The sequence below is a fragment of the Streptomyces sp. NPDC053474 genome, assembly GCF_044544845.1.
GTDB lineage: Bacteria > Actinomycetota > Actinomycetes > Streptomycetales > Streptomycetaceae > Streptomyces.
The window spans coordinates 272,292-291,556 of sequence record NZ_JBITXV010000009.1; the positions used below are offsets into that span (position 1 = coordinate 272,292).

14 protein-coding genes are annotated in these 19,265 nt (G+C 74.3%); 4 read left to right on the plus strand and 10 right to left on the minus strand.

The genetic code is table 11. The annotated features are described in order from the left end of the window. The first annotated feature begins 278 nt into the window (after positions 1–278). The 4 genes from ACIG3E_RS22925 to ACIG3E_RS22940 all read left to right on the plus strand — a co-directional run bounded on the left by ACIG3E_RS22925 (position 279) and on the right by ACIG3E_RS22940 (position 5,305). A complete protein-coding gene (locus ACIG3E_RS22925; protein WP_399619860.1) occupies positions 279–1,631 on the plus strand; it encodes a phosphomannomutase/phosphoglucomutase in 1,353 nt (450 codons plus the stop codon). A gap of 371 nt (positions 1,632–2,002) precedes the next feature. Next, entirely contained in the window at positions 2,003–3,199 is a 1,197-nt protein-coding gene (gene wecB / locus ACIG3E_RS22930) for a non-hydrolyzing UDP-N-acetylglucosamine 2-epimerase (protein WP_399619378.1), read from the plus strand. Between the two features lie 50 nt (positions 3,200–3,249). Next, positions 3,250–3,987, plus strand: coding sequence for a hypothetical protein (locus ACIG3E_RS22935; RefSeq protein WP_399619380.1), 738 nt, complete (start codon positions 3,250–3,252; stop codon positions 3,985–3,987). Positions 3,988–4,051: 64 nt separating this feature from the next. Beyond that, the gene (locus tag ACIG3E_RS22940) at positions 4,052–5,305 is read left to right on the plus strand and encodes an FG-GAP repeat domain-containing protein (RefSeq protein WP_399619383.1); all 1,254 of its coding nucleotides are present in this window, start codon (positions 4,052–4,054) and stop codon (positions 5,303–5,305) included. Between the two features lie 346 nt (positions 5,306–5,651). Here ACIG3E_RS22940 and ACIG3E_RS22945 read toward each other — a convergent pair whose 3' ends face one another. The 10 genes from ACIG3E_RS22945 to ACIG3E_RS22990 form a co-directional block, all read right to left on the minus strand. Continuing rightward, positions 5,652–6,617 carry an MsnO8 family LLM class oxidoreductase gene (locus ACIG3E_RS22945; protein WP_399619386.1) on the minus strand — a complete coding sequence of 322 codons (966 nt, stop codon included), beginning with the start codon at positions 6,615–6,617 and terminating at the stop codon, positions 5,652–5,654. Beyond that, a complete protein-coding gene (locus tag ACIG3E_RS22950; RefSeq protein ID WP_399619389.1) occupies positions 6,617–7,159 on the minus strand; it encodes a hypothetical protein in 543 nt (180 codons plus the stop codon). The genes ACIG3E_RS22945 and ACIG3E_RS22950 overlap by 1 nt, the downstream gene beginning before the upstream one ends. Before the next feature lie 394 nt (positions 7,160–7,553). Next, positions 7,554–8,099 (minus strand): MarR family winged helix-turn-helix transcriptional regulator, encoded by a 546-nt coding sequence (locus tag ACIG3E_RS22955; protein ID WP_399619391.1) that lies wholly within the window; start codon positions 8,097–8,099, stop codon positions 7,554–7,556. A 96-nt stretch (positions 8,100–8,195) separates the two neighbouring features. Then, positions 8,196–10,193 carry an FAD/NAD(P)-binding protein gene (locus ACIG3E_RS22960; protein ID WP_399619393.1) on the minus strand — a complete coding sequence of 666 codons (1,998 nt, stop codon included), beginning with the start codon at positions 10,191–10,193 and terminating at the stop codon, positions 8,196–8,198. A gap of 58 nt (positions 10,194–10,251) precedes the next feature. Next, a complete protein-coding gene (locus ACIG3E_RS22965) occupies positions 10,252–11,070 on the minus strand; it encodes an aminotransferase class IV (RefSeq protein WP_399619397.1) in 819 nt (272 codons plus the stop codon). 6 nt (positions 11,071–11,076) lie between these two features. Then, positions 11,077–12,309 carry an FAD-dependent oxidoreductase gene (locus tag ACIG3E_RS22970; RefSeq protein WP_399619399.1) on the minus strand — a complete coding sequence of 411 codons (1,233 nt, stop codon included), beginning with the start codon at positions 12,307–12,309 and terminating at the stop codon, positions 11,077–11,079. Between the two features lie 54 nt (positions 12,310–12,363). Continuing rightward, positions 12,364–13,956 (minus strand): class I adenylate-forming enzyme family protein, encoded by a 1,593-nt coding sequence (locus tag ACIG3E_RS22975; RefSeq protein ID WP_399619402.1) that lies wholly within the window; start codon positions 13,954–13,956, stop codon positions 12,364–12,366. Positions 13,957–13,998: 42 nt separating this feature from the next. Beyond that, complete coding sequence (locus tag ACIG3E_RS22980) at positions 13,999–15,471, minus strand: AMP-binding protein (RefSeq protein ID WP_399619405.1); 1,473 nt, start codon at positions 15,469–15,471, stop codon at positions 13,999–14,001. 94 nt (positions 15,472–15,565) lie between these two features. Further along, on the minus strand, positions 15,566–17,722 hold the full coding sequence (gene pabB / locus ACIG3E_RS22985; protein ID WP_399619407.1) for an aminodeoxychorismate synthase component I: 2,157 nt from the start codon (positions 17,720–17,722) through the stop codon (positions 15,566–15,568). A gap of 47 nt (positions 17,723–17,769) precedes the next feature. Further along, the gene (locus tag ACIG3E_RS22990) at positions 17,770–19,116 is read right to left on the minus strand and encodes a 3-deoxy-7-phosphoheptulonate synthase (RefSeq protein WP_399619410.1); all 1,347 of its coding nucleotides are present in this window, start codon (positions 19,114–19,116) and stop codon (positions 17,770–17,772) included. Between the last annotated feature and the right edge of the window lie 149 nt (positions 19,117–19,265).

Genomic DNA, 19,265 nt, shown 5'->3' on the forward strand with positions numbered 1-19,265 from the left:
CAAGACCGCTGAAGGACCGCACCGCCCCCGCCCCCTCGCCCCAAGGGGGGCGGGGCCACCCGCCGCCGGGCGCGCCGCCGCACCCCTCGCGGAGCGCGCCCGGCCTCGTGCTGCCCCCGGCCCCGCCGCACAGCGCACCGTCACCTCCTTTCCTGTCCCGTTCCCCTCGCACCGGAGGCACCCCCGTGTCCCTCACCTCGGACCACACCGCGCACCAGTGCGCCACCACTGCCGCCACCTCCGTCGCCGCCCGCGCCGCCGCGTCCGGCGGCGCCGATCTGTCGGGCCTGGTCAAGGCCTACGACATCCGCGGGATCGTCCCCGAGCAGTGGGACGCCTCGCTGGCCGAGCTCTTCGGCGCCGCCTTCGCCCGGGTGACGGGCGCGGCCGCGATCGTCGTCGGGCACGACATGCGGCCCACCTCGCCCGCCCTGGCCCTGGCCTTCTCCCAGGGCGCGGCCCTGGGCGGCTGCGCGGTCACCCAGATCGGCCTGTGCTCCACCGACCAGCTGTACTACGCCTCCGGCGCGTTGGACCTGCCGGGGGCGATGTTCACCGCCTCGCACAACCCGGCGCAGTACAACGGCATCAAGATGTGCCGCGCGGGCGCCGCCCCGGTCGGCCAGGACACCGGCCTGGCCGACATCCGCGCCCTGGTGGAGCGCTGGCTGGCCCAGGGCGCGCCGCCCTCGCTGACGGCGGCGGGCGCGCTCACCCGCCGCGAGACCCTGGACGACTACGCGGCCCACTTGCGGTCCCTGGTCGACCTGACCGGGATCCGCCCGCTGAAGGTGGTCGTGGACGCGGGCAACGGCATGGGCGGCCACACCGTGCCCACCGTCTTCGAGGGCCTGCCCCTGACGCTGGTACCGATGTACTTCGAGCTGGACGGCACCTTCCCCAACCACGAGGCCAACCCGCTGGACCCGGCGAACATCGTCGACCTCCAGCAGCGCGTGCGCGCCGAGGGCGCCGACATCGGCATCGCCTTCGACGGCGACGCCGACCGCTGCTTCGTCGTCGACGAGAGGGGCGAGCCGGTCTCCCCGTCGGCGATCACCGCCCTGGTCGCCGCCCGCGAACTGGCCCGCAACGGCGGCTCCGGCACCGTCATCCACAACCTGATCACCTCCTGGACCGTCCCCGAAGTCGTACGCGAGAACGGCGGCACCCCGGTGCGCACCCGCGTGGGCCACTCCTTCATCAAGCAGGAAATGGCCGCCACCGGCGCGATCTTCGGCGGCGAGCACTCCGCGCACTACTACTTCCGCGACTTCTGGAACGCCGACACCGGCATGCTGGCCGCCCTGCACGTCCTGGCCGCCCTCGGCGGCCAGCAGGGGCCCCTGTCGGGCCTGGTGGCCGCCTACGACCGCTATGCGGGCTCCGGCGAGCTCAACTCCACCGTCACCGACCAGCAAGGCCGCCTGGCGGCCCTGCGCGCCGCCTACCGCTCACGCCCGGGCGTGAGCGTGGACGAACTCGACGGGCTCACCGTCAGCGGCGCCGACTGGTGGTTCAACGTGCGCGCCTCCAACACCGAACCGGTGCTGCGCCTGAACGTCGAGGCCCGCGAGCAGCACGTGATGGCCCGCGTCCGCGACGAGGTGCTGGCCATCGTCCGCGCCTGAGACGCCCGCGCGCACCGCCGCGCCGCCCCAGCCCGGGAAACCCCCGTGCCCGCTTTGCGGGCACGGGGGTTTTCGCATGTCCGCGCCCCTTTCCACACGGAAAGGGGCGCGGGTGTCCAACTCCTGTGCAACCGGCGGGAGAAAGCTCAATTGACGCGGAACTAGCTCACAGGAAAGATATCTAGTGCCAGCAGGGAAACCGGAAGGAATCCCCACGGCGGGAAACACCGCAAGCGCCGCCCGCAATTCACCCGGGACGGCCCTCTGAGCCCGGCGCGAAGAGCACCCCGACATCCGGTGCCGCGCCTTCCGTAAAGCCCTTCATGAGCGTTCCTCTCCCTCCCCCTTGACACAGAAAAGGAAGAAAAGCCATGCGTTCCGTAGCCGTTGTCCTTGGTACCCGCCCCGAAGCCATCAAGTTCGCCCCCGTCATCCGCGCCCTGAAGGACGACCCGCGCTTCGCCCCGACCGTCATCTCCACCGGCCAGCACCGCCAGATGCTCGACGAGACCCTGGACGCCTTCGGCCTCAAGCCCGACATCGACCTGGAGATCATGGCGCCGCGCCAGACCCTGTCCCAGGTGACCTCCCGCGCCCTGCAGGGCCTGGGCGAGGTCTTCAAGGACCTGCGGGCCGAGGCCGTCCTCGTGCACGGCGACACCGCCACCACCCTGGCCGGCGCCCTGTCCGGCTTCCACCACCAGATCCCCGTCATCCACGTCGAGGCCGGCCTGCGCAGCGGCCACCTCAACTCCCCCTTCCCCGAGGAGGGCAACCGCCGCCTGGTCGCCCAGGTCTCCGCCCTGCACCTGGCCCCCACCCCCGGCAACCGCGCCAACCTGCTGCGCGAGGGCATCGCCGACGACACCATCGTCGTCACCGGCAACACCGTCATCGACGCCCTGCGCTGGGCCAGCGACCGCGCCGAGGACTACGGTTCGGACGCCATCGAGGACCTCGACAGCGACAACCGCCGCGTGGTCCTGGCCTCCGCCCACCGCCGCGAGGCCTGGCCGGACCTGCCGCAGATCGCCGAGGCCTTCGCCTCCATCGCCGACGAGCCCGACGTCCGCGTGGTCATCCCGCTGCACCGCAACCCCGTCGTGCGCGACGCGCTGCTGCCCCGCATCGGCAACCACCCCAACATCACGATCGTCGACCCGCTGTCCTACCTGTGCTTCAGCAAGCTGATGCGCCGCGCCGACCTCATCGTCTCCGACAGCAGCGGCGCCCAGGAGGAAGGCCCCGCCCTTGGCAAGCCGACCCTGGTGCTCGGCAGCGTCACCGAGCGCTCCGAGGCCGTCGTCGCCGGCACCGCCCGCCTGGTCGGCACCAAGACGCCCGGCATCGTGAAGGCCGCCTGCGAACTCCTGCGCGACCCCAGCGCCTACGACCGCATGGCGAACGCCACCAACCCCTACGGCGACGGCCGCGCCACCGAGCGCACCGTGGACGCCATCGCCCACTACTTCGGCGACAGCCCCGCCCCCGACCAGTTCACCCCGGCCGTCGCCATCGACGAGCTGTCCGCGGAACTGGCCCGCACCGCCACCTTCGCCCGCGCCTGAGCGCGCACCCCACCCGGCCCGCACCCACGACCCGGCAGGAGGCACCCCCCATGACCACCCCCACCCGCCAGCAGACCAACACCGCCACCGAGCTCAACTTCTCCGGGCCGCACGTCAAGGCCACCCTCGTCACCCACGCCCGCGACTACGCCGTCAACGGCACCGCCCTCGTCGTCAACCCCCAGCCCCGCCCGATCACCCTCAGCGAGCACCCCCGCAAGGGCATACCGCCCCTGTCCTCCACCATCCTGCGCGACACCCGCATCCAGGAGGCCGACACCCTCATCCTGCTGCGCACCGACCTCGACGCCTCCATCGCCGCCATCACCGGCGAACCGGGCTGGCGGCACCTGGCCGACCTGCTCCCCGAGGAGGCCGCCTTCCCCCGCACCACCCCTCTGTTCAAAAGCCCCCAGGACGACGCGGGCACCACCCGCTTCGACCCCGCCCACCTGCTGGGACAGACCCCCGCCCCCGCCCGCGCCCAGGACTTCCAGATCAAGGCCAACCTCTGGTTCGCCCCGGCCGGCACCGACTGCCACATCCACAACCGCCACGACTTCATCGAAGTCCACACCCAAGTCCACGGCCTGGGCCGCATGCAGAAGTTCACCGCCCCCGACCCCGCCCGCCTCTACGAAGACCTGCGCATGAGCCCCGGCTACACCACCCCCGACCCCTTCTGCACCATCGGCCCCGACGGCTCCTACCACTACCCCTGGCACCAGTACTACGCCGACACCGACTGCGTCTGGCTCGCCGTCGAATACCACCGCCTCACCCCCTGACCCCCGCCCCCGCACCCCTCCCCATCCGGCCGCCGCGCCCCACGAGACCCCAAGGAGAACCGCCATGACCGCCAACGCCCTGTCCGCCTTCCGCGCCCCGAAGTTCACCGCCGAACTCGTCGCCGACCAGCTGCGCGACGGCTACTGGCTGGAGGCCCCGGACCTCAACAGCGACAACAAGCCCGACCTGTTCGGCTACGGCCTGCGCCTGGGCGAGATCTACTGGTACCAGAACGACGAGAAGTGGACCCGCCGCCTGGTCGCCGACAAGATCAAGATGCCGGTCGGCGCCGACTACGCCGACGTCAACGGCAACGGCCGCCCCGACATCATCCTCTGCTACGACCTCTACGGCCCCATCGGCACCATCCAGGACGCCAACACCGAGGGCGGCAAGATCGACTGGCTGGAGAACCCCGGCAGCCCCGACAAGGACGAGTCCCGCTGGAAGAGGCACTACGTGGGCCGCGCCACCGGCATGCACCGCCTGCGGGCGGGCTACTTCACCCAGACCGAGCGCCTGGAGATCATCGGCCTGCCCATCGTCGCCAAGGAAGACGTCCACGCCGTCCTGCCGGTGGTGATGTTCACCCAGCCCGACGACGTGCAGACGGCCCAGGAGTGGCCGATGACGGTCATCGACGACTGCCACTACCGGATGATCCACGGCGCGGAGAAGAAGCAGGGCCTCATCCCCGGCTCGGACCGCGAGTCCCTCCTGCTGGCCTCCGACGAGGGCGTCACCTGGATGTTCTACGACGAGAACAAGAAGGAGTGGGTCCGCAAGCTCATAGGCACCGGCGAACTGACCCAGTTCGAGCAGACCGGCTTCCGCGGCAGCGGCGACCTGAACGTCGGCCGCATGGGCGAGGACGCCATGGGCTACGTCGCCGCCGTCGAGCCCTTCCACGGCAACACCGTCGCCGTCTACACCAAGGCCACCGACGGCCGGCCCGAGGACGTCGAGTGGAACCGCGTCCTGCTGGACGTCTACGGCGACCCGAACGAGAACGGCGAGGGCCCCGGCCACCAGATCGTCACCGCCGACTTCGACGGCGACGGCGAGGACGAGTTCCTGGTCGCCCTGCGCGGCCCGTGGCCCTGGCAGGGCGTCATGTACTACAAGGCCATCGACCTGAAGAACGGCGTCTGGGCCAAGTGGCGGGTCTCCGACGAGTCCGTGGCCCGCATCGCCACCGCCGACTTCAACGGCGACGGCCGCCTGGACTTCGCCACCATCGCCTACTCGGTGCAGAACTACTACGTGGCCAAGGACGCCAAGCTCATGGTCTACCGCAACGAGATCGACGCCCAGTAACCCCCGCCCCCCCGACCGCCTGCGACCCCGACCCCGACCCCGTCCCTGTCCCTTCGACCCCTGACCCCCGTCCCTTCGGCCCCGACCGTCCCCGATCCCCAACCAGCGCAGAACAACCGAAGAAGACAAGGAGGAGGCAGATGACCGCCCCCGGCGAAAGGAGCACGCGATAGCCGCACGCCGGACCAGACGCATCCACCGCAGGACAGGCCACAACAGCAGACAGGAGGACCCAGACCCCCCGGGGCGGCCGTTATCCCAACGGCCGCCCCGCTTCCATGCACAGCAGAAGCGGGAGAGCCCGGAGGGGGCTCTCCCGCTTCTGCCTGCACGCCAGGCGCCGTCCCTAGACGGGCACGGCGTCGGGCGAAGGGGCCGTCAGCTGGAAGGCCTGGGCGAGCAGCTGGTAGGAGCGCACCCGGTCGGCGGGGTCGGCGGTCAGGGTGTTCACCAGCAGCTCGTCGGTGCCGTGGTCGGCGGCCAGCGCGCTCAGGCGGGCGTGGACCTGCTCGGGGGTGCCCGCCACCAGGGTGCGGCGCAGCACCGCGGCCCGTTCCGTCTCCAGCGAACTCCACCGGTGGGCGCGCACGCTGGCGGGCGAGGGCAGGGGCAGGTCCTGGCCCAGGTCCTTGCGGCTGCGCCACAGCAGCACGCTCTGGGCGAGCTCCTCGGCCTTGGCCGCGGTGTCCGCGGTCACCGCGCGCACGGCCACCACGCCGCGCCGGGGCGCCTGTCCGGCGCTTTGGAGGGCGGCGCGGTAGGCGTCGAGGACCGGCCCGCCCGGCTTGTGGGTCAGGAAGTAGGCGTAGGCGAAGGAGGCGCCCAGCTGCCCGGCGTGGCGGGCGGAGTTGGTGCCCGCGCCCAGCAGCCACAGCTGCGGGGGCACCGGCGCGCTCTGGTCGCTCTCAGGGCGCCGCCCCGGGATGAGGCCCAGGTGCAGGCGCACCTCTTCGACCTGGGCGGGGAAGCGGTCGGCGGGGCCGCCCGCGCGCCCCACCCCGAGGTCGACCCGGCCCGGGTGCAGGGCGGCCAGCACGTTGAAGACCTCGGCGACCTTCGCCGCCCTATAGCGGGGCAGCAGTACGCCGCCGGTGCCCACGCGCAGGTGGCGGGTGGCGGCCAGGAGCTGTCCGGCCAGGATTTCGGGGGCGGTGCCGGCGAAGCCGGGGGAGTTGTGGTGTTCGGCCACCCAGTAGCGGGTGTAGCCCAGGGTGTCCACGTGCTGGGCGAGGTCGGCGGAGGCGCGCAGGGCCTCGGCGGCCGACTGGCCCTCGCCGATGGGGGACTGGTCCAGTACCGACAGGCGCAGCATCAGGCCTCCTGGGATGCGGCGCCCGCGGGGGAGCGGTGCGGGTCGGTGATGGCGGGCACGATGCGGAAGTCGCGCTGGAAGACCAGGTTGTGCAGGTCGGCGGTGGCGATCGCGCGCAAGGTGGGCACCTCGGCGGCGGCCTGCGCGTCGCTGAAGACGTTCAGCGGCCACTCCGCGACGGTGGCGCCGCGCAGGTGCGGGTGGTGGAACCCCTGGCCGTAGTGCGCCACCAGACTGACCGGGTCGATGCCCTCACTGCGCTGCTGGGGCCAGGTCAGCGCCCAGGTGGCGGCCAGACCGCCGTTGCTGGCCCGGGTGCAGCCGCTCACGCGCACCTGGCCCGAGCTGTTGAGCAGATGGGTGTTGAACTCCTCAAGGACCTGGCGGGCGTAGGGGTCCAGCAGCGCGACGGCCCGCTCGAACAGCTCCTCCTTGGCCGCGCGCGAGACGGCTCCGTCGCCGTGGGTGCCATCGCGAAGATCTCCGAAGTGCCGCAGCAGCGCCCCGATATGGGCGTCGGGGCGCGTCACGCTGGTGTTCATCCAGTGCCTCCTAGGCGGTGCGGGAAGAGGAATAGCCGGGCGGGCCCGGAGCGGCGGCCCGGCCCCCCTCGGGGGTGCCACATGGCCGCGCATCACCGGGCTCAACGCCCAGCCCTCCGCCCGGCCCTCCCGCCGTGACCCTCCCGCGCCCCACTTGGCCAAGTCCGCTGCCCGGCCCGCCCTTTGGGGCAGCCCCCGGCCGGTGCGGGGCAGGTGCCGAAGTCGCGCCGCGGCCTTTGTGGCCCGCCGCGGGAGCAGGCCACCATGGAGGGCAGGAAGCCGGGCACCACACCGGTACGCCCCGCCGCTCACGCGCCCGGCTTCCTTCTTGCTTCCCCCCTCTTCGCCCTTCCGTGCGGGCCGCCCCCCCTACGCGGCCCGGAAGAGGGGGGTTTCAGCGTTTGGGGGCGGGCCGCGGGGCCCGCACGATCCTGCGGGCCCGCCCGGTGGCCAGCGCCCCCGCGCCCGGCCGCGGGGCAGGGGCCTGCTCCAGGGCGGCGGCCACCAGGGAGATCAGCCCGGACAGGGCGTCCACCGCGCCGCCGGGCAGCGGCCGCAGCAGCTCGTCGTAGACGGCGTCCGCGGCCCGGCGCACCGCGTCCACCACCCGGCGTCCCTCCTCGGTCAGCTGCGCCCACGAGCCGCGCCCGTCGTGCAGGTCGGCCTCGCGGACCACATAGCCGGACTCGGCCATCCTGCGGATGATGTTGCTGGTGCCGCCGGAGGACAGGTGGCAGCGCTCGGCGAGTTCACCGGGCCGCAGCCGGTAGCCGAGCGCCGCGCCGGCGCCGCGCAGGGCGGCCAGGACCTCGAAGTCGGCGCGGGTCAGGCCCCGCTGGGCGGCTTCGGCGTCGGTGACGGCGTCCATGGCGGCCGCCAGGCGGGTGGCCTGGGCGGCCAGGTGCGCCGGGGTGCACGCTGGCGGGGGTGTCTGGGCCATCAGTACCTCTTCCTGTGCCGGCCGCCCGGTGGCGCGGGCGCGGCACCGGGCGGCAGCGCAGTGTAGACAAGTGCGGGGGCGGGAGCGGGCACGCGGCTACTCGCGGCCGGTGGCGGCGGCCATCAGGGGCGAGGCGCTCTCGGCGGCCGGGCGCAGGGCGCGCCCGGTGAGCGCGGCACCGTAGCCGGGGGGTGTGCTGTGCGCGGGCAGCGCCAGCAGGCTGCGGGCGATGGCGTCGGCGTCGCCCAGGATGACGGAGTCCACCCCCGGGCGGATGCCCGCCGCGGTCGCCCAGTGCACCGCCTCGGTCGGCACGCCGTAGGCGAAGCGGCGCGGGTGGGCGCGGCCCGCGGCGTCGATGAGGTGGTAGGGGCGGGCGGTGACGGCCAGGCCGCCGGTCTCGTAGCCGCCGTGCGGGCCGGGCAGGGTGTGCAGGCGCCCCTGCCCGCTGGCCAGCAGGTGGCGAAGGAGCGGGTCGGCGGTGCGGTGCAGGTCGCCGTCGGGCAGCCGGGCCTCGATGAGGGTGCGCGCGGTCACCGGCGGGCCGGGCACGGCCGCGGAGGTGGCCGCGAAGACGGGCCCGTGAGGGCCCTTCGCTGGGCGGATGTCCACCTCGGGGCCGATCACGTCCAGCACGCCGGCCTCGATCAGCGCGGCCATCTCCTCGATGCGCGAGGCGGGCGGGCCGATGGACAGGTAGGCGTTGAGCGGGGTGTACCAGCGTTCGAGGTCCTCGCGGTGGGAGTCGGCGCTCAGCCCGCTGTGGTCGACGACCTGGCGGATCTCGTTGCGTAAGTCGCGCAGGACGTCCAGGGCGGCCTTGACGGGCCCGCTGAGGTTGCCCTGGCGGGCCTGGTCCAGGTCGCGCCGCAGATGCTCAAGGAGCCAGGCGGTGAAGTCGCCGGGGCCGGTGAAGGAGGTCTCCTTGTAGGGCTTGGCGATCTGCTCCCAGTCCCAGCGCTGGTCGGCGGCCACGTGGTGGGCGTCCAGCAGGGAGGCGCGGGCCTGGGGGGAGGGGGCGGCCAGATAGCGCTCGGCCAGGTCGTGGCCCGCGCGCGGGCGGCCGCCGGCGGCCAGCAGGGTGCGGTAGTAGACGGCCTCCACCTCGGTGGCGATCAGCGGCCACAGCTGGGCGGCGAAGTCCAGGGGTTGCTGCCGCTGCAGGCGGACGATGCGCTCGGCGGTCAGCAGCCTGGGGGTGTGGCGGCCGAAGGCGCCCTTCTCGTTCTCGCCGCGCGCGTGGTAGGGCACGCCGCGCCGGGAGCCGGCCACCAGGTGCGGTTCGCGGCCCGAGGGCCGGTAGACCAGGCGGTGCTGGCGGCGGTGGAAGGTGCCGCCGCGGCCGAGGGTGAACAGGGCCATGTGGTCGAAGAAGTTCAGGCCCAGGCCGCGCAGCAGGACCGTCTCGCCCGGGGCGATGGCGGACAGATCCAGGTCGGCGGGGTTGGCGGGGGCGATGTAGCGCAGCTGGTGGCGATCGGCAAAGGCGGCCAGGCCGCTCTCGGCGGCGGTGGGGTGCACCGGGGTGTGGCCCTGGGCGAGGACCACCGCGTCCAGGCCGCTCAGGACGGTGCCGTCGGCCAGGCGCAGGGTCTGCGGGCCGTGCGGGTGCCCTCCGCCGTTCTCCAGGGCGGTGGCGCGGGTGGCGTGGGTGCGCACGCGTATGTGGGCGGGGGCGCGGGAGACGATGTGGGCGAACGCCCAGCGCAGGTAGTGGCCGTAGAAGGCGCGGGTGGGGTAGGCGTCGGGGCGCAGGGTGCGGGCTTGGTCCAGCACCCAGGCCGGGTGGGGGTTGCGCGAGCGCGGCAGGGAGCGCGCCCACTGGTACAGGCTCGGGCCGGGCACCAGCGGCCCCTTCATGCGCACCGAGGCGTCGGTGAAGACGGTCACCTGGGAGGCGACGGTGTTCATCAGCAGGTGGGCGGGCTGGTCGGTGCGCCACACGGCGCCCGCGCCGGGCGGGAAGGGGTCGATGACGTGCACGGTCAGCGGGCGGGTGACCAGGGTGCGGGCGCCGGCGAGGGTCCGCTCCAGGACGGACAGGCCTCGGGGGCCGGCGCCGACGATGGCCAGGGTCAGGGGGCGGCTGTTCATGGCAGAAAGCTCTCCTTGGGCGGACGGAACAGCGGGCGGCACAGGGGGCGGGGGTGGTTCAGGAGCGGGCCGCCGCCTGTGGGGCGGGTGCGGCGGGCAGGGGGCGGGCGGCGTCCTGCCAGGCTTGCTGCCAGGAGGCGGCGCGCGGGGCGGGTCCGGCCCGGTAGGGGGTGTGGGGCCAGGCGGTCACGGGCCGGATCCCGTGCAGGGCGTTGACCAGCCACACCTCGTGTCCGCTCAGGTCGGCCGGGCGGGCCGGGCGCGGGGCCAGGGGCACGCCCAGGCGGGTGGCGCGGGCGGTGATCCAGGCGGCGGTGATGCCGGGCAGGACGGGCAGGTGGGGGGCGGGCAGGCACAGCTGCTCGCCGTCCCACCACAGCAGGGTGGCGGTGGTGGCTTCGCCGGCCAGGCCGCCGGGGGCGGTCAGCAGGTAGTCGTCGGCGCCGCGGGCGCGGGCGTGGGCGCGCAGGGCGGCCAGGGCCTGAAGGTCGGGGCCCTTGCGGCGCGGGCAGGTGCGCGGGTCGGGCCCGTACCAGGGCGTCAGGCGCACCTGGGTGGTGCGGGCGGGGGCGGGCCGCAGGCGCAGGCCGAGCACCGGCCGGCCGGTGCCGAGCAGTTCGATGCGCGGGAACCAGGCGCCGGTGCGCGGCAGCCGGCCCGCCACCTGGTCGAGGAAGCCGGTCACGTCCAGGCTGGGGTCGGCGCCCGCGGCCCGGCAGGCCGCCTGGAAGCGGGCCCGGTGCCCGGCCAGGAACCGTGCCCGGCCCTCTTCGACGAGCCAGGAGTCGGCGGCCAGCAGCGGGGCGCGGGGCGCCTCGGCGGGGGCCAGGTGGGAGCCGGGCCGCCAGGCGAACCAGGCCGGGGTCTGGTGGGGCACGGCGCTTCAGTACCTTCCGTGCACGGCGGTGGCCGGGGCGGTGCGCGGCCCGTAGGGGGCGCGCTCCAGCCACTCGCCCCAGGCGGGCACCAGCGGGGCCATGCGGGCGGAGAACTGCTGCAGCAGCCGGGTCCTGCGGTGGCGCGGGCGCAGGTGGGCCAGGGCGGTGCCGGCCGCGCGGGAGTTGAACAGGGCGGCCTCGCGGCGTGCGTGGGCGAACGCGCCGACGGCGGCGGCGCGCTCGCCGCCGGCCAGGACCTGGGCGACGGCCTCGGCGGCGGCCACGGAGTCGGCGATGCCGCTGTTCATGCCGCGGGCCCCGAACGGCGGGAACAGGTGCGAGGCCTCGCCCACCAGCATCACCCGGTGGGTGGGGTCGGTGAAGGAGTCGGCGACGACCTGCAGGAAGTGGTAGCGCGAGACCCACAGCAGCCGCTCGGCGTAGGCGGGGGGCACCACGCGGGCCACCCAGGCGCGGGCGGCCTCTTCGGTGGCCCACTGCTCGGGGTCGTCGCCGTCCTTGCACTGCAGGTCGAGCTGGAAGCCGCCGGCGAAGGGCACCCGCATCACGCTGCGCCCGCCCAGGGCGGGGTGTTCGTAGGTGAACACCCGCTCCAGGGGCAGGGGGTCGGTGGGGTCCTCGGCGACGTCGACGACGACGTGGAAGGCCTTGGAGCGGGTGCCGCTCATGGGGATGCCCAGGGCGTGGCGCACGGCGGAGCGGGCGCCGTCGGCGGCGATGACGAACCGGGCGTGGTGGACGGTGCCGTCGGCGGTGAACACCCGTACGCTCTCGGGGCCGGGTTCGGTGCCGGTGACGGGGGCGTCCCACAGGAAGCGGACGCCGGCGTCCTGGCAGGCGCGCAGCAGGTGCTTTTCGGTCTCGACCTGGCGCAGGCTGGTGAAGGGCGGCAGGCCGCCCGCGGCGCTGGTGTGGGCGGGGTAGGTGCGGGTGAAGACGTCGCGGTCGCGGTAGACGGTGCGGCGGGTGGGCCAGATGACGCCGTGGTCGATGAGGGTTTTGTCCAGGCCGGGGCTGATGGTGCCGAGCAGGGCCAGGGAGTCGCGGTGGACGAACAGGGCGCGGCTGCCGGGCCGTGTGCGGTCGGCGGGGTCGGCTTCGAGGACGGTGACGGGGATGTGGTGGTGGCGCAGGGCCAGGGCCGCGGCGAGTCCGACCGGGCCCGCGCCGACCACCAGGACGGGGTGGGGTGCTGCCTGGGGCGAGGGGGGTGCCATGGGAGGTCCTTCCAGAAAATAAGGGGGGATGGCGGGGGTGGACGGGCCGGGGTCTCAGGTGGCGTGGGCGGGGGCGGCGGGGCTCTGGCCCTCGTGGAGCATGCGGGTGATCTCCACGCGGCGGACCTTCCAGGTGGAGGTGCGCGGCACGTCGGCGAAGGGCCAGTGCAGGGGGGCGGCCAGGGCGGGCAGGCCGGCGGTGGCGGTGCGCCAGCGCTCTTCGTCCAGGGGGGCGTCGCGGCGGGTGCAGACCACGGGCACGGGGGTGTGGTCGGGGCCGGGCACGATGATGACTTCCAGGAGTTCGTCCAGGCGGGACATCAGGACGTCCTCGAGTTCGAGGTTGCTGTCGATGGTGTCGATCTGGTCGATCTCGCGGTCGATGAGGCGGAGTTTGCCGCCGCGGTGCAGGGAGCCCATGTCGCCCAGGCGCCACCAGCCGTCGTGGCGCTGCTTTTCGTAGCGTTCGTCCTCGCCGAGGTAGGTCATGATCGTGCCGCGGCCGCGCAGTTCGAGGTGGCCGGCCTGGCCGCGCGGGACGCGCCGGCCCTGGTCGTCGACGGCGCGCAGCCGGATGAAGCCGGGCAGGACGAAGCCGACGTCGCGGCCGTCGTTCTTGGCGGCGCTCTTGCGGGTGTACCAGGCACCGGAGATGGGGCCGGTCTCGCTTTGCCCGTAGAGCTGGACGAGCAGGGGGCGCCGGCGCTGGGAGGCGGCGAGCAGGCGCTGGATGGTGCGCGGGTGGATGGCGTCGAAGGTGCTGCTGTAGTAGCGCACGCTGGACAGCGGGGCGCCGGGAGCGTCGGCGAGGTCTTCCCACTGGATGAAGTTGTTGGGGTGGGTCTCGACCAGGCCGGGGCGGGTGCGGGTGAAGAGGGGGCCGACGGTGTCGGGGTCGGGGTCGGTGAGGATGACCAGCGGGTTGCCGTAGTTCAAGAAGACGCCCAGGGAGTGGTAGAAGCGGGAGTGCACGTAGCTCATGGCCAGGGCGACGGTCTCCTTCTTGCGGACGGGCCAGGCGATGAGCTGCTGGGGCAGCAGCCGGTGGAAGAGGGCGCGGGCGTTGTGGACCATGAGCTTGTTGACGCCGGTGGTGCCGGAGCTGTGGGTGATCAGGGCGGTCTGGCGGCGGTGCAGGCGGACGGCTTCGCGGCGGGGGGCGTCGGTGATGTCGGCGAGCAGGCGCAAGGAGGCGTGGGCGGTGGTGCCGGCCAGGACGGTGTCGCGCACCAGCGCGGTGAGGTCGGTGTCCTTCAGGGGGCCGGAGAGTTTGGCGGCGTCGCTGATGAGCCACGGCTGGGCCAGGCGGTTCAGCAGCTGGGTGACGACGTCGGGGCTCAGGGCGGCGGACAGCACCACGGGCACGGCGCCGATGCGGGCGCTGGCGGCGGCCAGCAGGGCGATGTCGAAGTTGTCGTCCTTGTGGATGGCGACGCGTTCGGTGGGGCGGATGCCCACGTGCCACAGCCGGGCGGCGAGGTCGTCGACGAGGTCGGCGACGCGGGCGTAGGTCAGGTCGGTGCCGGCGTGGGGGAAGGTGGCCAGGGGCTGGTCGAGGGTGACGGGCACGTCGCCGTGCTTGGCGGCGGCCTTCTCCCACAACAGGCCGAGGTAGAAGGCCTTTTCGGGCAGGGTGAGCCTGGGCATCAGGGGTCCTTTCGTGGCGGCCGCGGGCGGCCGGCGCGGGGGTCAGTGGGCGGGGGTGGCGGTGCGGATCGCAAAGCGCTGGAGCTTGCCGGTGGCGGTGCGGGGCAGGGAGTCGACGAACTGCACGCTGCGCGGCACTTTGAAGGGGGCCAGGCGCTCGCGGGCCAGGGCGGTCAGTTCGGCTTCCAGGCCGGTGGTGTGCTCGCCGCGGGGGACGACGAAGGCGCGCAGTTTGGTGGCGCCTTCGGCGTTGGGCAGGGAGGCGACGGCGACGTCGCGCACGCCGGGGTGGGCGGCCAGGACTTCTTCGACTTCGGCGGGGGAGATGGTGATGCCGCCGACCATTTCCAGGTCGTCGGTGCGGCCGCGGTGGGTGTAGGTGCCGTCCGCGTTGCGCACGGCGCGGTCGCGGGTGGCCAGCCAGCCGTCGATGAGGGTGCGGGCGGTCTCCTCGGGCCGGCCCAGGTAGTGGGGCATGACGGTGGGTCCGCGCACCCACAGTTCGCCTTCGGTGCCCTCGGGCACGGGGCGCAGGTCGCGGTCGCGCAGCTGGAGTTCGAAGCCGGGGGCGGGGGTGCCGACGGTGCCGGGGACGGGGCGGGTGAGGCTGTTGGAGGCGAAGGCGTGCCCGGCTTCGGTGGAGCCGAGCTGGTCCAGGACGGGGGCGTTCAGGTGGGCGGTGACGCGGGCGGCCAGGTGGGGGCTGAGGCGTTCGCCCGCGGAGACGGCGGCGCGCAGGGTGCGGAAGGCGGCCGGGTCGCTGTGGGCGCTCAGGGCGGCGTAGGCGGAGGGGACCGCGTGCAGGTGGGTGACGCGGTGGCGGGCGGTTAGGCGGGCGATGGCGGCGGGGCGGGGCGGGCCGGGCAGCAGGACGGCGGAGCCGCCGGAGTACAGGGGGAAGGCCAGGGAGTTGCCCAGGCCGTAGGCGAAGAACAGTTTGGACACCGACAGGTTGACGTCGCTCTCGCCGATGTCCAGGAGCTGGGCGCCGGTGCCGGTGTAGTAGTGGGCGGGGTCGCGGTGGCGGTGGATGACGCCTTTGGGGGCGCCGGTGGTGCCGGAGGTGTACTGGATGTAGAGGGTGTCCTCGGGGTCGCTCTCGGCGGGCGGCGCGGGTGCCTGGCGGGCGGCGCGCTCAAGGAGTTCGTCGCCGGTGAGGTGGGCCAGGGCGGTGAAGCGGGGGGCCAGGGCGGCCTCGGTGAGGGCCAGGCGGGGGCGGGCGTCGCGCACGATGTGGGCGTGCTCGCCGGCGGCCAGGTGGGGGTTGGCCAGGACGGCGACGGCGCCCAGGCGGGCGGTGGCCAGGAACGCGGTGACCCAGGCGATGGTGTCGGGCAGGGCGATCAGGACGCGGCTGCCGGGGCGGGCGCCGGCGTCGGCGAGCACGGTGGCGGCCCGGGCGGCGAGCTGGTGGAGGCGGCCGTGGGTGAGGGTGAGGTCGTTCTCGTGGTAGGCGGGCCGGTCCAGCCATCGGTTGCGGGCGGCCCGGCGGGCGAGGTCTGCGGCCATGTTCATGGCGGGAGGGGTCCTGTTCTGGGCAGAGGGAAGGGGTGGGGGCCAGGGCGCGCGGCTCGGGCCGTGGCCCCCGAGGAGGGGGCAAGGGGCGGGCTCAGACCGTGGCGGGCACCTCCGCTGCCCGGGCCTCCTGAACGGCGGCGGTGGCGGGGGCGGGGTGCAGGGCGCGCAGCGGGGCGGCGGCCTTCAGGAGCATCTCCTGGTACTCGTCCTCGGCGTCGGAGTCCAGGACGATGGCGCCGCCGGCGCCGATGCGCCACTGGTCGCCGATGCGCACGGCGGTACGGATGACGATGTTCAAATCGGCGGTGCCGTTGGTGGACAGCCAGCCGATGGAGCCGGAGTAGACGCCGCGGGCCTCGGTCTCCAGGGACTCGATGATCTCCATGGTGCGGCGCTTGGGGGCGCCGGTCATGGAGCCCCCGGGGAAGCAGGCGCGCACCGCGTCGATGGCGTCGGCGTCCTCGCGCAGGGTGCCGCGGATGGTGGAGACGAGCTGGTGGACGGTGCGGTAGCTCTCGGTGGCCATCAGGCGGGGCACGTGCACGGATCCGACCTTGCTGACCCGGCCGAGGTCGTTGCGGAGCAAGTCGACGATCATGAGGTTCTCGGCGCGGGTCTTGGCGCTGTCGGTCAGCGAGTCGCGCAGCCGCCGGTCCTCGCCGGGGTCTTCGCTGCGCGCCACGGTGCCCTTGATCGGTTTGGTCTCGATGGTGCCGGCGCGGTCGATGGTCAAGAAGCGCTCGGGGGAGGAGCCGGCGATCTCCACGTCCTCGCCCAGGCGCAGATAGGAGGCGTAGGGGGCGGGGTTGACGTGGCGCAGGGTGCGGTAGAAGTCCAGGCCGCTGGCGCCGGCGGGGGCCCAGGCGGCGTTGGTGAGGCAGACCTCGTAGCTCTCCCCGGCGCGCAGCTGCTGGTGGATGTCGGCGATGCGGGCGGCGTAGGCGTCGGCGTCGTGGACGAGCCAGGGCTCGACGTCGGCGGTGCTGGGCTCGGCGCTGGTGGCCGCGCGCGGGGGCAGGGCCAGCAGGGCGGCGGCGGTCGACTCCAGCCAGCGCACGGCGTCCTCGGCGCCGCCGGGCCCGGCGCTGTGCCCGGTGCGGCTGAGGGCGGCCAGATAGGTGGTGCCCTCGTGGTGGTCGACGGCGATGAAGCGGTCGGCGAAGAGCCAGACGGCGTCGGGGGTGGGGGCGCGGTGCTTGTTGGCGGCGCCCAGGTCGCCCTTGAGCTCGTAGCCGAAGTAGCCGACGTAGCCGCCGGTGAAGTCGAAGGGCAGGTGGGGGGCGCTGGTCTGACGGCGGCGCAGCTCGCCTTGCAGGTAGTCGAAGACGGTGCCGGGCACCTGCTCGACCCCCTGGCCGGTGCGGGTGACCTCGACGTGGCCCTGGCCGGTGCGGTAGCGCACGGTCTCCGCCAGCGGCCCTGCGGCGTCGCCGAAGAAGGAGAACCGGGCCCGCCCGGCCTCGGCCAGCGCGCTGTCGAGCCAGAACACCGGGGCCTGGGCGGCGCCGTACAGGTGGGTGAAGGCGGTCTCGGTGTCGATCTCCTTTTCCAGGATGCGCAGGTGCAGCTGGTAGGGCGCCGGGGTGGGCGCGGCGGCCTGCGGGGCGGGGGCCGCGGCGGCCGGGCGCCGCGGCGCGGGCCGCGGCGCGGTCTGGGGGTGCTCGGCCTGGTGGGCCAGGGTCAGCTCACGGAAGTTGGCGAGCATCTGGTGGCCGTACTGGGTGGAGACCGACTCGGGGTGGAACTGCACGCCCCACAGCGGCCGTTCGCGGTGCCGCACGGCCATGATCACGCCGTCCTCGGCCCAGGCGGTAGCCTCCAGGGCGGCGGGCAGGGGCTCGGCGATGGCCAGGGAGTGGTAGCGCACGGCCGTGAAGTCCTGCGGCAGGTCGGCGAACACCTCCCGCGCGGTGTGGGTGATGCGGCTGAGGTAGCCGTGGCGGGCCTGGGGGGCGCGGGCGATGACCGCGCCCGCGGCGGCGGCGATGCCCTGGTGGCCCAGGCACACGCCGAGCACGGGGATGGTGGCGCGTTCGATGATGCGGGCGCTGGCGCCGAAGTCCTCGGCGCGGCCGGGGTGGCCGGGGCCGGGGGAGATCACGACGTTGTCGTAGCCGCTGAGGTCGAGGTCGGCGGCCCCGGGGGCGTCGTTGGTGACCACGTCGGGCTCCTCGCCGTTGACCTCGGCGATGAGCTGGAAGAGGTTGTAGGTGTACGAGTCGTAGTTGTCGATCAGAAGGGTCTTCATCACGGCTCCGTCGGGCGCGGGCAGAAAAAGGGGAGGGCGGGGGCGGGTCAGCCGCGGGCGATCAGGTCGGCGGCCCTCTGGGCCAGCAGGCGGGCCTGGTCGTCGTTCAGGCGCGGGTCGCACAGGGTGCGGTAGGCGCGGGCCAGGCCCTGCTCGCTGCGCGGGCCGCCGGCGCCCAGGCACTCGGTGACGCGGTCGCCCGCGACCTCCAGGTGCAGGCCGCCGGGCCACTGGCCGGCGCGGTGCAGGATCTCGATGAACGCGCTGGTCTCGGCGACGATGTCGTCCATGTGCCGGGTCTTGTGGCCGGTGGCGGCGGTGAAGGTGTTGCCGTGCATGGGGTCGCACGCCCACACCACCTGGTGCCCGGCCTCGGCGACGGTGCGGATCATCTCCGGCAGCAGCCGGCGCACGTCGGCCGCGCCCAGGCGGACGATGAGGGTCAGCCGGCCGGGGCGGCGGTGCGGGTCGAGCCGCTGGCACAGGGCGATCAGGTCACCGCGGCTGATGCCGGGGCCGATCTTGACGGCGACGGGGTTGGCGATGTGGGCCAGCAGCGCGATGTGGGCGCCGTCCACCTGGCGGGTGCGGTCGCCCACCCAGGGCAGGTGGGTGGAGAGCAGGTAGTCCTCGCCGGTGCGCGGATCCCGGCGCACGAAGGGCTCCTCGTAGTCGAGCAGCAGGGCCTCGTGGCTGGTCCACAGCCCCGTGCGGCGCCAGCCCTCCTCGGTGCGGTGGGTGCGCCCGTAGTCGTCCAGGACGGCGCGCAGGGTGCCGTCCCAGGAGCGCGGGCGGCGGGCGGTGATGCTGGCGGCCGACAGCGGGGTGAGGTCGGAGGCGGCGCGGTGGGCGATGATGTGCAGCTCGCTGAGCAGGGCGCGGGCGCTGTGGTAGCCGGCCAGCAGGCGCCGCGGGTCGGGGATGCGGGCGGCCGCGTCGGCGTCGGGGGCGTTGACGTTCAGGCCGCGGAAGACGGGCAGGGCGCGGCCGCCGACGATCTCCTCGGGCTTGGAGCGCGGCTTGGCGTACTGCCCGGCGATGCGGCCCACCGTCATGGTGGGCATCTCCAGGCGGTTGCTGATGATCTCGCCCATCTCGCCCAGGACGCGGTGCTTGCCCTGCAGGGCGGCCACGCCCATCGCGCCGGTGGGCTCGGCGCAGTCACCGGCCTGCAGCAAAAAGGCCTGGTGCGCGCTGACGTCGGCCAGGGCCGCGCCGACCTGGCGCACGTCGGCGGCGGCGGTCAGTGCGGGCAGGCGGGCCAGCTCCCCGGCGACGTCGGCGACGGCGGCCGGGTCCGGCCACGGCGGCTGCTGGGCGGCGGGCAGGCCGCGCCAGGGCGGCGCGGTCAAGGTGGCGGTGCGGGCCGGGGGAGCGGGTGCGGTCAGGGGCATGACGGGGTCTCTTTCGAAGGCGGGCGGGCACCGGGGTGCGCCGCGGACGGCAGACGGGCGGGGTGGACGGGAGAGCAGGGGCGCGGCAGGCGGGGCGGGGGCCGGGGCCGGTGCGCCCCCCGGGGGCGGGCGCACCGGCCGGTGCGGAT

Excerpts from the sequence above, each read along its gene's own strand:
- ACIG3E_RS22950 (WP_399619389.1), bottom strand. The coding sequence starts at position 7,159 with ATGAACACCAGCGTGACGCGCCCCGACGCCCATATCGGGGCGCTGCTG.
- ACIG3E_RS22955 (WP_399619391.1), bottom strand. The coding sequence starts at position 8,099 with ATGGCCCAGACACCCCCGCCAGCGTGCACCCCGGCGCACCTGGCCGCC.
- ACIG3E_RS22935 (WP_399619380.1), top strand. The coding sequence starts at position 3,250 with ATGACCACCCCCACCCGCCAGCAGACCAACACCGCCACCGAGCTCAAC.
- ACIG3E_RS22980 (WP_399619405.1), bottom strand. The coding sequence starts at position 15,471 with ATGAACATGGCCGCAGACCTCGCCCGCCGGGCCGCCCGCAACCGATGG.
- ACIG3E_RS22940 (WP_399619383.1), top strand. The coding sequence starts at position 4,052 with ATGACCGCCAACGCCCTGTCCGCCTTCCGCGCCCCGAAGTTCACCGCC.
- wecB (WP_399619378.1), top strand. The coding sequence starts at position 2,003 with ATGCGTTCCGTAGCCGTTGTCCTTGGTACCCGCCCCGAAGCCATCAAG.
- ACIG3E_RS22960 (WP_399619393.1), bottom strand. The coding sequence starts at position 10,193 with ATGAACAGCCGCCCCCTGACCCTGGCCATCGTCGGCGCCGGCCCCCGA.
- pabB (WP_399619407.1), bottom strand. The coding sequence starts at position 17,722 with ATGAAGACCCTTCTGATCGACAACTACGACTCGTACACCTACAACCTC.
- ACIG3E_RS22975 (WP_399619402.1), bottom strand. The coding sequence starts at position 13,956 with ATGCCCAGGCTCACCCTGCCCGAAAAGGCCTTCTACCTCGGCCTGTTG.
- ACIG3E_RS22945 (WP_399619386.1), bottom strand. The coding sequence starts at position 6,617 with ATGCTGCGCCTGTCGGTACTGGACCAGTCCCCCATCGGCGAGGGCCAG.
- ACIG3E_RS22990 (WP_399619410.1), bottom strand. The coding sequence starts at position 19,116 with ATGCCCCTGACCGCACCCGCTCCCCCGGCCCGCACCGCCACCTTGACC.
- ACIG3E_RS22970 (WP_399619399.1), bottom strand. The coding sequence starts at position 12,309 with ATGGCACCCCCCTCGCCCCAGGCAGCACCCCACCCCGTCCTGGTGGTC.